At 73.6% G+C, this 14,022-nt stretch carries 13 protein-coding genes; 12 read left to right on the top strand and 1 reads right to left on the bottom strand.

Annotated elements, in window-relative coordinates:
* Positions 1 to 8 precede the first annotated feature (8 nt).
* Positions 9 to 1,220: a pyridoxal phosphate-dependent aminotransferase gene (locus KME66_RS15485; protein WP_073218958.1), complete on the bottom strand. Its 1,212-nt coding sequence runs from the start codon at positions 1,218 to 1,220 to the stop codon at positions 9 to 11.
* A gap of 139 nt (positions 1,221 to 1,359) precedes the next feature.
* Here KME66_RS15485 and KME66_RS15480 point away from each other — a divergent pair, with 139 nt between their 5' ends.
* The 12 genes from KME66_RS15480 to kynU all read left to right on the top strand — a co-directional run bounded on the left by KME66_RS15480 (position 1,360) and on the right by kynU (position 14,001).
* The gene (locus KME66_RS15480; RefSeq protein WP_216329375.1) at positions 1,360 to 1,662 is read left to right on the top strand and encodes a hypothetical protein; all 303 of its coding nucleotides are present in this window, start codon (positions 1,360 to 1,362) and stop codon (positions 1,660 to 1,662) included.
* 322 nt (positions 1,663 to 1,984) lie between these two features.
* On the top strand, positions 1,985 to 2,506 hold the full coding sequence (locus KME66_RS15475) for a DUF2617 family protein (protein WP_073218964.1): 522 nt from the start codon (positions 1,985 to 1,987) through the stop codon (positions 2,504 to 2,506).
* 67 nt (positions 2,507 to 2,573) lie between these two features.
* Positions 2,574 to 4,172, top strand: a complete 1,599-nt coding sequence (locus KME66_RS15470) for a polyamine aminopropyltransferase (RefSeq protein WP_216322928.1) — start codon at positions 2,574 to 2,576, stop codon at positions 4,170 to 4,172.
* A 230-nt stretch (positions 4,173 to 4,402) separates the two neighbouring features.
* Positions 4,403 to 5,395: an SRPBCC domain-containing protein gene (locus KME66_RS15465; protein ID WP_216322926.1), complete on the top strand. Its 993-nt coding sequence runs from the start codon at positions 4,403 to 4,405 to the stop codon at positions 5,393 to 5,395.
* Positions 5,396 to 5,415: 20 nt separating this feature from the next.
* A complete protein-coding gene (locus KME66_RS15460) occupies positions 5,416 to 6,222 on the top strand; it encodes an aldose 1-epimerase (RefSeq protein WP_216322925.1) in 807 nt (268 codons plus the stop codon).
* 60 nt (positions 6,223 to 6,282) lie between these two features.
* Positions 6,283 to 6,822 (top strand): orotate phosphoribosyltransferase, encoded by a 540-nt coding sequence (gene pyrE / locus KME66_RS15455; protein ID WP_073218975.1) that lies wholly within the window; start codon positions 6,283 to 6,285, stop codon positions 6,820 to 6,822.
* A 145-nt stretch (positions 6,823 to 6,967) separates the two neighbouring features.
* The gene (gene fbaA, locus KME66_RS15450; protein WP_073218979.1) at positions 6,968 to 7,999 is read left to right on the top strand and encodes a class II fructose-bisphosphate aldolase; all 1,032 of its coding nucleotides are present in this window, start codon (positions 6,968 to 6,970) and stop codon (positions 7,997 to 7,999) included.
* A gap of 135 nt (positions 8,000 to 8,134) precedes the next feature.
* On the top strand, positions 8,135 to 9,316 hold the full coding sequence (locus tag KME66_RS15445; RefSeq protein ID WP_216322922.1) for a MalY/PatB family protein: 1,182 nt from the start codon (positions 8,135 to 8,137) through the stop codon (positions 9,314 to 9,316).
* A 480-nt stretch (positions 9,317 to 9,796) separates the two neighbouring features.
* Positions 9,797 to 11,362 (top strand): DHA2 family efflux MFS transporter permease subunit, encoded by a 1,566-nt coding sequence (locus KME66_RS15440; protein WP_073218986.1) that lies wholly within the window; start codon positions 9,797 to 9,799, stop codon positions 11,360 to 11,362.
* 3 nt (positions 11,363 to 11,365) lie between these two features.
* Complete coding sequence (locus tag KME66_RS15435) at positions 11,366 to 11,779, top strand: DUF3151 domain-containing protein (RefSeq protein ID WP_073218990.1); 414 nt, start codon at positions 11,366 to 11,368, stop codon at positions 11,777 to 11,779.
* Positions 11,780 to 11,918: 139 nt separating this feature from the next.
* A complete protein-coding gene (locus KME66_RS15430) occupies positions 11,919 to 12,767 on the top strand; it encodes a tryptophan 2,3-dioxygenase family protein (RefSeq protein WP_032767052.1) in 849 nt (282 codons plus the stop codon).
* A complete protein-coding gene (kynU, locus tag KME66_RS15425) occupies positions 12,760 to 14,001 on the top strand; it encodes a kynureninase (protein ID WP_073218993.1) in 1,242 nt (413 codons plus the stop codon). Before KME66_RS15430 ends, kynU begins: the two co-directional genes overlap by 8 nt.
* The last annotated feature ends 21 nt before the right edge of the window (positions 14,002 to 14,022 follow it).

Below are 14,022 nucleotides of genomic sequence, written 5' to 3'. Positions count from 1 at the left end.
GCGATCTCTCAGCCCAGCCGGGCCAGCCGCTCCACGGCCGACTCCAGCACGTCGTCCTTCTTGCAGAACGTGAAGCGGACCTGGCTGCGGCCCGCCTCCGGGTCGTCGTAGAAGACCGAGACCGGCACCGCCGCCACCCCGCAGCGCTCCGGCAGCGCGCGGCAGAAGGCGTAGGCGTCCTCGTCGCCGAACGGGGAGATGTCGGTGGTGATGAAGTACGTCCCCTCCGGCTCGTACACCCGGAAGCCCGCGGCGCGCAGGCCCTTCGCCAGCAGGTCCCGCTTGCGGTGCATGTCGGCCCGGAAGCCGGTGAAGAACGTGTCCGGCAGGGCCAGCGCCTCGGCGATCGCGTACTGGAACGGGCCCCCGCTGACGAAGGTCAGATACTGCTTCGCCGTGCGCACCGCCGCCACCAGCGGCGCGTCGCCGGTCACCCAGCCGATCTTCCACCCGGTGTACGAGAACGTCTTCCCCGACGACGAGACGGACACCGTGCGCTCGCGCATCCCGGGGAGCGCGGCGATCGGGTGGTGCGCCCCGGTGAAGACGAGGTGCTCGTATACCTCGTCGGTGACGACCAGGAGGTCGTGCTCGACCGCGAGGGCCGCGATCCCGGTCAGTTCGTCCGGGGTGAGCACGGTGCCGGTCGGGTTGTGCGGGGTGTTCAGCAGCAGCAGGCGGGTGCGCGGGGTGATCAGGGTGCGGAGTTCGTCGAGGTCCGGACGGAAGTGCGGGGCGCGCAGGGTGAGCGGTACGCGCTGGGCGCCCGCCATGGCGATGCAGGCGGCGTACGAGTCGTAGTACGGCTCGAACGCGATGACCTCGTCGTCCGGTTCGAGGAGACCGAGCAGGGAGGCGGCGATCGCCTCCGTGGCCCCGGTCGTCACCAGGACCTCCGTCTCCGGGGACCAGGTCAGGCCGTAGAAGCGCTCCTGGTGGGCGGCGACGGCGTTGCGCAGTTCCGGGACGCCGGGGCCGGGCGGGTACTGGTTGCCGTGCCCCGCGCGCAGGGCCCGGACCGCCGCCTCCCGGATCTCCTCGGGTCCGTCGGTGTCGGGGAAGCCCTGGCCGAGGTTGATGGAGCCGGTCTGCTGGGCCAGCGCGGACATCTCGGCGAAGATCGTCGTGCCGAATCCGGCGAGGCGGCGGTTGAGCGGCCCTCGTCCCGGTGCCGGGCGCTCCTCGGTCGGTCGTCCCTGGGTCGGTCGTCCCTGTGTCATGGGCGTCATCCTGGGCCGAAGCTCTGGAGTTGCTCAAGTCCGCATTGGCGCGCGGCGGCGTGGGGAATGCCCCTGTCACACAGCAACGGGGAAGCGACGGGGGACCTCGCTTCGGGGGAAGGAAAGGCGGGTGGGGGCCATGGGCTTCTTCATCGGGACAGTGATCGCCGCGGTCGTCGTCGGGGGACTGCTGACCGTTCTGCGGGCCACCGGGGGGAGCAGGGCGTCGAGCAAGCGCAAGGGAAGCCGGCGTTCCCCGAGCGTGATATCGGGCGGCGGCGACAGCTTCGACGGTGGCGGCTCCGGCGGTGGCTGGTGGTCGTGGGGCGACTCCAGCTCCGGCGGCGACTCCGGTTCCGGCGGGCACTCCGGCGGACACTCCTGCGGGGGCGGCTCCTCGTGCGGGGGCGGCGGCGGTGGCTGCGGCGGGGGCAGCAGCTGACCGGCCGCCCCGAGCACGGTCACTCACCGTGACCCGGCGGTGGGCGCCCGGGGGGTGAACTCCCTCCGGGCGCCTTTTCGTTGAGCGACGCGGACGTTTTTGGTTGAACAGGTGAACCGTGGGGCCCCCGAGGGGATGGAAACCACGGCAAGTTGGGCGAAAACGCTGTGAGTGCGGCGTACTTCATGATTCCCTCGTCGAAGAGAACATTCAGCCCTCGGACCCCAGTTGGACCAGATCGGGCGCCCCTCACCTCCCACACGCAGTCATGCAGGGGGCGTTCTGCTGTCCCGGTGTCCATGTGTGTTTGCGGAGCCCACCCATGCTCACCACCCTCCAGACGGCCTACTCCGATACCCGCGCCGCCGACCTGGCCTGGATGCTGGGGCGGGAGCCGCTGCCCGCCCTGGCGGTCCTCGACCTCCGGTTCGACGGCGCCGAACTCCAGTTGAGGCTGCTCGGCGCCTCCCACCAGGTGCTTCTCCAGGAGGAGCACGGGGTCTGCTCCGAGACCGTGGCCTGCATGCCCGGCAGCAGCACCCCCCTTCCCCTCGGCGTCTCGAAGCGCCTGGGGGACCGGGAGTACGAATTCGCGGCGCGGGTGGAGACCCTGACCCAGGGGCAGTTCGCCGGGCGCGCGCAGGAACTGCTCGCCCTGGTCAGCGACCACCCGCACGGTCTGGTGGGCACGTTCCCCGGCAGCCCGTACGCCTTCACCGCGATGCTCGCCCAGCGCACCGAGGGGCAGGTGCGGTGGCGCACCTGGCACGCGTACCCGCAGGAGGGGCAGTTGGTGGTGACCCGGACCCGGGTGGGGGCCCGGATTCCCGCACCCGCGGGCTGAGCGGGAGGGGCACTTGCACCCGTGTGGGTGACAAGGCGCGACGGTGTCGTAACGTAGCGTTCGCGTCATGATCGACCAGCAGATGTCGCTGCGAGGGGGCGCGGCGCGGCTTCCCGTACGGCCGAGGACCGGCCGGTTCCTCGTGCTGGCCGCGGTCTTCGTCTGTGCCGCCTGCGGTCTCGTCTACGAGCTCGAACTGGTCGCGCTCGCCTCGTATCTCGTCGGCGATTCGGTCACCCAGGCGTCCGTCGTGCTCTCCGTGATGGTGTTCGCGATGGGCATCGGATCGCTCCTCGCGAAACGTTTGCGCTGCCGTGCCGCCGTCGGCTTCGGGATGATCGAGGCGGCCCTCGCCCTGATCGGCGGCTCGTCGGCACTGGTCCTCTACGCCTCGTTCGCCTGGCTCGGCGACTCGCAGTACGCCCTGGTCGGGTTCTCGCTGGCGATCGGGGTGCTGATCGGCGCGGAGATCCCCTTGCTGATGACGCTGATCCAGCGCGTCGACCGGCAGGACGCGGGCGGGGCCGTCGCCGATCTCTTCGCCGCCGACTACGTGGGCGCCCTGGTCGGCGGGCTGGCGTTCCCCTTTCTGCTGCTGCCGATGCTGGGGCAGTTGACCGGTGCGCTGTTCACCGGCGCGGTCAACGCGGCGGCGGGCGGGGCTCTGGTCCTGTGGGTGTTCCGGCGCGATCTGAGCCCCCGTTCCCGCTGGCTCCTCGTCCTGGCCAACGTCTCGGTGATCGCGGTCCTGGCCACCGCCACGGCGCTGGCCGACGACTTCGAGCGGGCGGCGCGGCGGGCGGTGTACGGGGACCAGGTGCGGGTCGCCGTGCAGACCGGGGTGCAGGAGGTGGTGGTGACCGGCGCCGACCGGGACTCCCTCGGCCTGTACCTGGACGGCCGGCTCCGGGTCAGCGCCCGCGACGAGTACCGCTACCACGAGGCGCTGGTGCACCCCGCGATGAACGGGCCCCGCGCCCGGGTGCTCATCCTGGGCGGCGGCGACGGGCTCGCCGCCCGGGAGGTGCTGCGCTACCGGGACGTCCGCGCGGTCACCGTCGTCGAGCTGGACCCCGCCGTCACCCGACTGGCCCGGACGGACCCCGCTCTCTCCGAGCTGAACGGCCACGCCTTCCAGGACCCCCGCCTCACCGTGGTCGGGTCGGACGCGTTCCCCTGGCTCCGGGCCGACCACGGCCGGTACGACGTGGTGATCTCCGACCTCCCGGACCCGGGCATCACCGCCAGTACGAAGCTGTACTCGGCCGAGTTCTACGGGCTGATCGCGGAGGCGCTGGCCCCGGACGGGCGGCTCGTGGTGCACGCCGGACCGCTGGGGGCCCGGCCGCATACCTTCTGGACGGTGGAGGCCTCGGTGCGCGCGGGCGGCCTCGCGACCCGCCCCTACCGCGTCACCGGCCGGTACGCGGGCCTCACCGCGAGCCCGGACCGGGGCGGCGGGGAGGACCGGGAGCGGGAGGACTGGGGCTTCCTCCTCGCCGCGGCGGGCGAGGCCCCGCAGGCCGCGCTGGCCGCCGGAGGACCCGAACCGCGCTCACTGCGGGGCCGGGACCTGCGCGAGGGGGCGCGGGCCGCGGCCCGGTCCCGGCTGCCGGGGCTGCTCCCCTCGACGCTGATCCACCCGCGGTACTGGGAGGACGCGTGAACCCGGCCGTGTGCGGCCCTCGGCCTGCGGCGGCCCTGAGAAGCCCCTGCGGAGGGGCCTTGGGCGGTCCTCGGCGGTCCTGCGGAGGGCCCGTCGGGGGCTCCTCAGCCGGTTCTGGGTGGTCCCCGGTGGTCCCGCAGTGATCCATCGGGGCCCTTCGGGGCTCTTCGGGGCCCTCGGCGGTTCGAAGCGCTGACGTTCGGGGCCGTGGCCGATTAGGCTCGGTTTCCATGGAGCATGAGGTGTTCGTTCCGGTTCCCGTCCCGACGTTGCTGCGCACCCTGGACGATCCCGCCCGGGTCGCCCGCTGCGTCCCCGGTCTCCAGCAGGACGCCGACGCGTCGGCGTCGCCCCTGGCGGGCCGGCTGAAGCTGCGGGCGGGCGGCCACACCATCACCTACCGGGGCGAGCTGCGGCTCACCGGGCCGGAGGGAGACCGCTTCTCCGTCACCGGCAAGGGGGTGGAGGCCCGGGGCACCGGTGCGGTCGAGCTGGCCCTGACCATCGGCCTCACGGCGGCGGACGGCGGGACGACGGTCGCCTACAGCGGTACGGCCGACGGCGACGGGCGGCTGGTCGAGCTGGCGGAGGGCGCGGCGCTCGCGGCCGCCCACCGGCTCCTGGACCGCTTCACCCAGCAGCTGGTGACGGAGTCCCTGGCGGCGCCCGACGACGAGGACGCCGGTCCCGCTCCCGATGCCGACTCCGGCCCTGACGCCGGTCCCGCTTCCCACGCGGCCGCCGTCGCGGATGCCGATGCCGATGCCGGTCCCGCTCCCGACACGGACGCCGACGCCGTGGCCGCGGAGGGGCTTGCGGGCGACGAGGACGGCGGAGACGGCGGGGACGCCGAGGGCGGCGCCGATGCCGTTCCGGGCGAAGTCCCGGGGGACGACGCCGACCCCGATACCGACGCGGGCTCCGACGGCTCCCGGTCCGTCTTCGACTCGCCCGTGCCGCCGCCCTCGCTCGATCCCGTCGCCGGGGTGGAGTTCACCGTCCCGGACGAGCCGCCCGCCGAGGCCGCGCACGCCCGCCGCACCATGATCGGGCGCAGCGCCGAGGAGGTCGACCACGCGCCGCCGCGCGGCCGCTACGCCCCCGTGCCCTCCCCGGAGGCGGGCGGTGCGAGCACCACCCTGCGGTGGGTCGCCCCCGCCGCCGCCCTCGCGGTCGCCTCCGCCGTGGTGCTGGGCCGGGCGTTGCGGCGCCGCAGGCCGTGAGCCGCCAGTAGGGTCGTCGGGTGAGCAGGAGCGAAGAGAACATCAGGTTGTCCGTCGGCGCGGCCGAGTTGACCGTCGACCCCGTGCACGGCTGCCGGATCAGCAGCCTGCGGATCGGGTCCACCGAACTGCTGCGCCAGGGCGATCGGTACGGCTGCTTCCCGATGGTCCCCTGGTGCGGGCGCACGGGGTACGGGACGTTCCGCAACGGCGACGAGCCCCACGAGCTGCCGCTCAACTCCCCGCCGCACGCCATCCACGGCACCGGCCGGGACACCTCCTGGCGCCCCGCCCACACGGCCGCCGAGGTGGCCGAGGGCCGGGCCGCCTTCTACTACGACCTCGCCGAACCCTGGCCGTACGAGGGCCGGGTGACGCAGACCTTCGAGCTGACCGAGGACACGCTCACGCTGGGCCTCGCCGTCGAGACGTACGGCACCTCCTTCCCGGCCCAGGCCGGCTGGCACCCCTGGTTCCACCGCACCCTCGACGGCCGGGACGCCGAGCTGTCCTTCGACGCCGCCTGGCAGGAGGAGCGCGGCGCGGACCATCTGCCGACGGGGCGGCGCATCGACCCGCGTCCCGGCCCCTGGGACGACTGCTTCGGGATGCCGGACGGTGTGGACGTGAAGCTCACCTGGCCGGAGCGGCTGGAGCTGACGGTGAAGAGCCGCAGCGAGTGGGTGGTGATCTACGACGAGCAGGACGAGGCCGTCTGCGTGGAGCCGCAGTCCGGTCCGCCGAACGGGCTGAACACCGCGCCCCGCCTGGTGACCCCGATCGACCCGTTGGAGATGACCACGACCTGGAGCTGGACCCGGCTCTGAGCCGGGTGCCGCCCGAGGGTCCGGCCGTGGGGCCGTGCGGCACCGCTTACCCTCGTGGACATGACTGACGTACGCGCTGACCTGCTCCAGCAGATCAAGGACAAGGCCGTGGTGCACGGCAAGGTGACCCTCTCCTCGGGGCTGGAAGCCGACTGGTACATCGACCTGCGCCGGATCACGCTGGACGGCAGGGCCGCGCCGCTGGTCGGGCAGGTCATGCTCGACGCCACCGCCGAGCTGGACTACGACTGCGTCGGCGGGCTGACGCTCGGGGCCGACCCGGTCGCCACCTCGATGCTGCACGCCTCCGCCGCCCGGGGGGAGACACTCGACGCGTTCGTCGTCCGCAAGGCGCAGAAGGCGCACGGGATGCAGCGCCGGATCGAGGGCACGGACGTGAAGGGCCGTCGCTGCCTGGTCGTCGAGGACACCTCGACCACGGGCGGCTCGCCGCTGACCGCCGTCGAGGCCGTCCGTGAGGCGGGTGGCGAGGTCGTCGCCGTCGCCGTGATCGTCGAGCGCGGGGCCGCCCCGGCCATCGCCGAGGCCGGCCTGCCGTACGTCGCCGTCTACTCGGTGGCCGATCTCGACCTGAGCTGAACCCGCGACGGACCCGGTTTCACGGGAAACCGGGTCCACCGGGTGGAGCCCGGGGGCAAGTCTGGGAAGATGGGGGCGACGATGACGTCGCCCCCAGGTCAGGGACTCACAGCCTGCACACCCGCACATCCCAAGGAGCGGTCAGATGCCCATCGCAACCCCCGAGGCTTACGCCGAGATGCTCGACCGGGCAAAGGCGGGCAAGTTCGCCTACCCGGCCATCAACGTGACCTCGTCCCAGACCCTGCACGCCGCCCTGCGCGGCTTCGCGGAGGCCGAGAGCGACGGCATCGTCCAGATCTCCACCGGTGGTGCGGAGTTCCTGGGCGGCCAGCACAACAAGGACATGGTCACGGGCGCGGTCGCCCTGGCCGAGTTCGCGCACATCGTCGCGGCGAAGTACGACGTCACCATCGCGCTGCACACGGACCACTGCCCCAAGGACAAGCTGGACGGGTACGTACGTCCGCTGCTCGACGTCTCCGCCGAGCGCGTCGCCAAGGGTCTGAACCCGCTGTTCCAGTCCCACATGTGGGACGGTTCGGCCGAGACCCTCGCCGACAACCTGGCCATCGGCCAGGAGCTGCTGGCCAAGGCCGCCGCCGCCAAGATCATTCTTGAGGTCGAGATCACCCCGACCGGCGGTGAGGAGGACGGCGTCACGCACGAGATCAACGACGAGCTGTACACGACCGTCGACGACGCGCTGCGCACCGCCGAGGCGCTCGGCCTGGGCGAGAAGGGCCGCTACCTGCTGGCCGCCTCCTTCGGCAACGTCCACGGTGTCTACAAGCCGGGCAACGTCGTGCTCCGCCCCGAGCTGCTGAAGGACCTCCAGGCGGGCGTCTCCGAGAAGTACGGCAAGCCGGCCGGCAGCCAGCCGTTCGACTTCGTCTTCCACGGCGGCTCGGGCTCCACCGCCGAGGAGATCGTCACCGCGCTGGAGAACGGCGTCGTGAAGATGAACCTGGACACCGACACCCAGTACGCCTTCACCCGCCCGGTCGCGGACCACATGTTCCGCAACTACGACGGTGTCCTGAAGGTCGACGGCGAGGTCGGCAACAAGAAGACCTACGACCCCCGCACCTGGGGCAAGCTCGCCGAGGCGGGCATGGCCACGCGCGTCACCGAGGCCTGCGCGAACCTGCGCTCCACGGGCACGAAGCTGAAGTAGTCACCCGTCCGCACGGACGTACGGCGTCGGGCCCGGTCCTCCCTCGGAGGGCCGGGCCCGCTGCTGTACGGACGTGGCCGGAGTGCCGGAGTGCCGGAGCGCCGGAGTTCGAAGCCGAGAGAAGAGGATCTGTTCATGGGTGCGCCCTACGATTTCGACACCGCCGTCGACCGCCGGGGCACCTGGTGCGTCCAGTGGGACGGGGTCGCCGACCGGTTCGGGGTCGACGGCCTGCTGCCGTTCACCATCTCCGACATGGACTTCGCCACGGCCCCCGAGGTCCTGGCCGCGCTCCGGGCCCGCCTGGACCACGGCGTGTTCGGCTACACCACCTGGCAGCAGGACGACTTCCGCTCGGCGATAGCCCACTGGTACGCCACCCGGTACGGCACCGGGATCGACACCGGACAGCTCGTCTACGGGCCGTCCGTGCTCAACCAGCTCTCCCAGCTGCTCCAGATGTGGACGGGCGAGGGGGACGGTGTCGTCGTCCACACCCCGGTGTACGACGGTTTCCGCAAGGCCGTCACCGGGCTCGGGCGGGAGCTGCGCGGGGTGCCGGTGGGCGACGAGGAGGCGTTGGAGCGGGAGCTGGCCCGTCCGGACGCGAAGGTGCTGGTGCTGTGCTCGCCGCACAATCCGACCGGCCGGGTGTGGACGGCCGGTGAGCTGGCGCGGACGGCGGCGCTCGCCGAGCGGTACGGGGTCGCGGTGATCAGCGACGAGATCCACGCGGACTTCGTGCACGACGACGGTGCCGGGCGGGTCCACGTGCCGTGGACGCGGGTGGCGGGCGAGGGCCGGTGGGCGCTGATCACCTCCGGGTCGAAGGCGTTCAACTTTCCCGCGCTGACCGGGTCGTACGGGTTCATCGGGGACCCGGGTGACCGGGCGGAGTTCCTGCGGCGGATGGAGACGGCGGAGGGGCTGGCGTCGCCGGCCGTCCTGTCGCTGACCGCGCATATCGCGGCGTACCGGGAGGGTGCGGCCTGGCTCGACGCGGTGCGGACGTACGTGGCGGGGAACCTGGAACTCGTCGCGGAGCGGCTGGGGGCCGCCTTCCCCGAGCTGGGCTGGCGACCGCCGCAGGCCGGGTACCTGGCCTGGATCGACCTGCGGCCGCTGGGGGTGGCCGAGGACGCGTTGCAGCGGGTGCTGGTGGAACGGGAGAAGGTGGCGATCATGGGCGGCTCCGTCTACGGGGCGCCGGGGTTCGTCCGGCTGAACGTGGGGTGCCCCCGGGAGAAGGCGGTGCGGGGCGTGGAGGCGCTGATCCGCGCGGCGGGGAGCCTGAGAACGAGCCCCTGCGGCGATTGAGGAGCGGGGGCGGCGGCCCGGGGGCCCGGGCAGCGCCCCGTGACGCGCGGGGGCCCGGGGGCCGACGGCAACGCCCCCTGACGCGCAGGGGCCTGGGGGCCCGAGGCAACGCCCCTGACGCGCAGGAATCCCGGGGCAGTGCCCCGTGACGCGGGCAGCGCGCCCCGTGACGCGCGGGAATGCGGGGGTCGGCGGCCCGGGAGCCCGGGGGCAGCGCCCCGTAAGGCGCAGGGGCCTGGGGCCCGAGGCAGCGCCCCCTGACGCGCGGGGCCCCGGTGGCAGCGCCCCTGACGCCCGGGAGCCCGGGGCCAGCGCCCCCTGACACGCCGGAACGCGGGCGCCCGGCGCCCCGTAACGCGGGCAGTGCCCCGAGCACGCGCAGGGGCCCCGGCCTGCGCGGTGCCGTCGCTGGATCCCGACACCTGCGCCCCGTGCACGCGCAGGGGTGCGGGGAAGGGCATACCGGGGCACGCTGGCCCCATGGCTGCTGCTGCCTCCGCCCCCGGAGAGATCCGGGTCGCCTCGCCCGTCGGGCGCTGGGTCGTGCTGACCACCGTGCTCGGGTCCGGCATGGCGATGCTCGACTCCACGGTCATCAACGTCGCCCTGCCCCGCATCGGGGAGGACCTCGGCACCGGTCTGGCCGCCCTCCAGTGGACCGTCAACGCCTACATGCTCACGCTCGCCGGGCTGATCCTGCTCGGCGGGGCGCTGGGGGACCGGTACGGGCGGCGGCGGGTCTTCGTCGTCGGCGTCGTGTGGTTCGCGACGGCCTCCCTGCTCTGCGGGATCGCGCCGAACTCGGGCGTCCTCATCGCCGCCCGAGCACTTCAGGGCGTCGGCGGGGCGCTGCTCACGCCCGGGTCCCTCGCGCTCATCCAGGCCAGCTTCCATCCGGACGACCGGGCGCGGGCCGTGGGCCTCTGGTCCGGGTTCGGCGGGGTCGGGGCGGCCGTGGGGCCGTTCGTCGGCGGGTGGCTCGTGGACGGGCCCGGCTGGCGGTGGGTGTTCCTGCTGAACCTGCCGCTCGCCGCGATCTGCGTACCCGTCGCGCTCCGCCACGTACCGGAGTCGCGTGATCCGGCGGCGCACGGCCGGTTCGACGTGCTGGGGGCCGTCCTCGGGGCGCTGGCCCTCGCCGGGGTGACGTACGCGCTGATCGAGGCGCCGGAGCAGGGCGCTTCGCCGCGCGTGATCGGGTCGGCCCTCGGCGGACTGCTGCTGGGGGCCGCGTTCGTGCGGGTCGAGCGGCGGCGGGCCGACCCCATGCTGCCGCCGTCGATCTTCCGCTCCCGGCTGTTCACCTCGGTCAATCTGGTGACCTTCTGCGTCTACGCGGCCCTCGGCGGGTTCTTCTTCCTCTCCGCGATCCAGCTCCAGGTCGTCGCCGGGTACTCGGCGCTGGGGGCCGGGACCGCGCTGCTGCCCACCACCGTGCTGATGCTGCTCTTCTCCGCCACGTCCGGTGAGCTGGGGCGGCGCATCGGGCCCCGCATCCCGCTCACCGTCGGCCCCCTGCTGGCCGCCGCCGGGATGCTCCTGATGCTGCGGGTGGGGCCGGGCAGCGCCTCCGTCGGCGGGTACGTCACCGAGGTGCTGCCCGCCGTCCTGGTGCTCGGCACCGGCCTCGTCGTGGTCGTCGCGCCGCTCACCGCGACCGTCCTGGCCGCCGTGGACGAAGGGCGCGCCGGTCTCGCCAGCGGCATCAACAACGCCGCCGCCCGTGCCGCCGGGCTCATCGCCGTGGCCTCCCTGCCGCTGCTCGCCGGAATGGGGCCCGAGGCGTACCGGGACGCGGGAGAGTTCGCCGCGGCGTTCCGGCGGGCGATGCCGATGTGCGCGGGGCTGCTGGCCGTCGGCGCGGTCCTCGCCTGGTGGACGGTGCGCACCCCGGCCGCCACCGCCGCCGTCCGCGACGAGCGGCCCGAGTGCGCGGTGCACTGCGGGGTCACCGCCCCGCCGCTGGAGCCGGAGCACCGGGAGGGCCGGGGCCGCGCGCAGAGCCGGGGCGAGGTCCCGCCCGGACGTGACGGCAGGCACACTTGAACCATGTCCATCCACGAGAACCTGCTCGGGGGCCCCGCCCCGACCCACCTCCCCGACGACCCCGAGCCGCGCGAGCTGCTCGCCGCCGGCACCCCGCCCGCCGAGGTCGCCGCGAAGTACCCGACCTCCTCGCTCGCCTGGGCGCAGCTCGCCGACGAGGCGTTCGAGGCCGGCCGGGTCGTCGAGTCGTACGCGTACGCCCGTACCGGCTACCACCGCGGCCTCGACTCCCTGCGCCGGGCCGGCTGGAAGGGCCACGGGCCCGTCCCGTTCGAGCACGAGCCGAACCGCGGCTTCCTGCGCGCCCTGCACGCCCTGGCCAGGGCCGCGGGCGCGATCGGGGAGACCGCGGAGCACGAGCGCTGCACGACGTTCCTGCGCGACTCCTCGCCGACCGCCGCCGACATCCTGGGCTGAGTCCCCCGGCGTCCTCCCGAGCCGGACCCGCTGCCCATGCCGCGCGGGTCCGGCTTAGTATGCGAGCAGGGGACCGGAGCTCCACCACCTCACGGAAGGGGCGGACCGCTACCCGGAAGCTCGTGTCGAGGAGACAGAAATGTCGACCAACCACCCCGACCCCGAAGCCACCGGTGCGGACACCCCGTACCTGGACTTCGCGGGCACGACTCCGTACGAGGACTATGTCCAGGCGGATGTCCTGACCCACCTCCAGCACCTGCGCTCGGACGATCCCGGCGAGATGGTCTTCCTGGTCACCACCCAGGTCATGGAGCTGTGGTTCACCGTCATCGTCCACGAGTGGGAGACCGCCACCCGCGCCCTGCGCGAGGACCGCATACCCGTCGCGCGCGACGCCCTGAAGCGTTCGCTGCGCGAGCTGGAGGCGCTCAACGAGTCCTGGCGGCCGCTCGCCGGGCTCACCCCCGCCCAGTTCAACTCCTACCGGGGCTCCCTCGGCGAGGGGTCGGGCTTCCAGTCCGCGATGTACCGGCGGATGGAGTTCCTGCTCGGCGACAAGTCCGCCTCCATGCTGGTGCCGCACCGGGGCGCACCCCGGGTGTACGCCGAGCTGGAGAAGGCGCTCGGTGAGCCCAGCCTGTACGACGAGACCCTCGCCCTGCTGGCCCGGCGCGGATACGCCGTCCCCGAGAGCGTCACCACCCGGGACCTGACCCAGCGGTACGAGCCCTCGCCCGAGGTCGAGGCCGTGTGGGCGCAGATCTACGCCTCCGACGACCAGAACGACGAGCTGGTCCGCCTCGGTGAGCTGCTCACCGACGTGGGCGAGCTGGTGTGGCGATGGCGCAACGACCACCTCGTCGCCACCCGCCGCGCGATGGGCTCCAAGACCGGCACCGGCGGTTCCGCCGGGGTCGCCTGGCTGGAGAAGCGCGCCACGAAGAACGTCTTCCCCGAGCTGTGGACGGCGCGCAGCCATGTCTGAGACCACGACCACCACGACCGCGGCGGACGGCCTCCGCGCGCGGGCCGCGCGGCTCGACGCCGCCGATCCGCTCGCCGCCCGGCGCGACCTCTTCGCGCTCGACGACGGCGTCTACCTCGACGGCAACTCGCTGGGCGCGCTGCCCGTGCACGTCCCCGCCCGCGTGCAGGACGTCCTCACCCGCCAGTGGGGCGAGCTGCGCATCCGGTCCTGGGACGAGAGCGGCTGGTGGACCGCGCCCGAGCGGATCGGCGACCGGATCGCCCCGCTCGTCGGGGCCGCCGCCGGGCGGATCGTCGTCGGAGACTCGACCAGCGTCAACGTCTTCAAGGCCGTCGTCGCCGCAGCCCGGATCGCGGGCGAGGGACGCGACGAGATCCTGGTTGACGCGACGACCTTTCCCACGGACGGGTACATCGCGGCGTCCGCCGCCCGGCTCACCGGCCACCGGATCGTGCCCGTCGCCCCCGCCGACGTACCGTCCGCGCTCGGTCCCCGTACCGCCGTGGCCCTGCTCAACCACGTCGACTACCGCTCCGGCCGGCTGCACGACCTGCCCGGCCTGACCGCAGCCGTCCACGCGGCGGGCGCGCTCGCGGTGTGGGACCTGTGCCACAGCGCCGGCGCGCTGCCCGTCGGGCTCGACGAGCACGGGGTGGACCTGGCGGTCGGCTGCACGTACAAGTACCTCAACGGCGGCCCCGGTGCGCCCGCCTACCTGTACGTCGCCGAGCGCCACCAGGCGGCCTTCGACTCGCCGCTGCCGGGCTGGAACTCGCACGCCGACCCGTTCGGCATGACCCCCGGCTACGCCCCCGCCGACGGTTCCGTACGGGGCCGGGTCGGCACCCCCGACATCGTCTCCATGCTGACGCTGGAAGCGGCGCTCGACGTGTGGGACGGGGTGGAGGTGGCCGCCGTACGGGCCAAGTCCCTGGCGCTGACGGACTTCTTCCTGGAGTGCGTCGAGGCGTACGTTCCGGCGGGCCGGGTCACCTCCGTCACCCCGGCCGCGCACGCCGAGCGCGGCAGCCAGGTCGCCCTGCGCTGCGACGCCGCCGAGCCCGTGATGCGGCGCCTGATCGAGCGGGGCGTGGTCGGCGACCTGCGGCGGCCGGACGTGCTGCGCTTCGGCTTCACCCCGCTGTACGTCGGATTCGCCGACGCGGAGCGGGCGGCGCGGGTGCTGGCCGAGGTGCTGGGGGAGATCCCGTCGCCCGGCCCGGCCGCCTGACGGAGCGTCAAGACCGTCTCG

Source organism: Streptomyces sp. YPW6, assembly GCF_018866325.1.
Classification (GTDB): domain Bacteria; phylum Actinomycetota; class Actinomycetes; order Streptomycetales; family Streptomycetaceae; genus Streptomyces.
The sequence above is the reverse complement of the archived record's forward strand: the minus strand, read 5'-3'. Positions and strand labels throughout refer to the sequence as shown.

Bases quoted from the DNA above. Each gene is read 5' to 3' on its own strand.
- pyrE (WP_073218975.1), top strand. From the start codon at position 6,283: ATGACTGACGTACGCGCTGACCTGCTCCAGCAGATCAAGGACAAGGCC.
- KME66_RS15485 (WP_073218958.1), bottom strand. From the start codon at position 1,220: ATGACACAGGGACGACCGACCCAGGGACGACCGACCGAGGAGCGCCCG.
- KME66_RS15430 (WP_032767052.1), top strand. From the start codon at position 11,919: ATGTCGACCAACCACCCCGACCCCGAAGCCACCGGTGCGGACACCCCG.
- KME66_RS15480 (WP_216329375.1), top strand. From the start codon at position 1,360: ATGGGCTTCTTCATCGGGACAGTGATCGCCGCGGTCGTCGTCGGGGGA.
- KME66_RS15475 (WP_073218964.1), top strand. From the start codon at position 1,985: ATGCTCACCACCCTCCAGACGGCCTACTCCGATACCCGCGCCGCCGAC.
- KME66_RS15445 (WP_216322922.1), top strand. From the start codon at position 8,135: ATGGGTGCGCCCTACGATTTCGACACCGCCGTCGACCGCCGGGGCACC.
- kynU (WP_073218993.1), top strand. From the start codon at position 12,760: ATGTCTGAGACCACGACCACCACGACCGCGGCGGACGGCCTCCGCGCG.
- fbaA (WP_073218979.1), top strand. From the start codon at position 6,968: ATGCCCATCGCAACCCCCGAGGCTTACGCCGAGATGCTCGACCGGGCA.
- KME66_RS15470 (WP_216322928.1), top strand. From the start codon at position 2,574: ATGATCGACCAGCAGATGTCGCTGCGAGGGGGCGCGGCGCGGCTTCCC.
- KME66_RS15465 (WP_216322926.1), top strand. From the start codon at position 4,403: ATGGAGCATGAGGTGTTCGTTCCGGTTCCCGTCCCGACGTTGCTGCGC.
- KME66_RS15440 (WP_073218986.1), top strand. From the start codon at position 9,797: ATGGCTGCTGCTGCCTCCGCCCCCGGAGAGATCCGGGTCGCCTCGCCC.
- KME66_RS15435 (WP_073218990.1), top strand. From the start codon at position 11,366: ATGTCCATCCACGAGAACCTGCTCGGGGGCCCCGCCCCGACCCACCTC.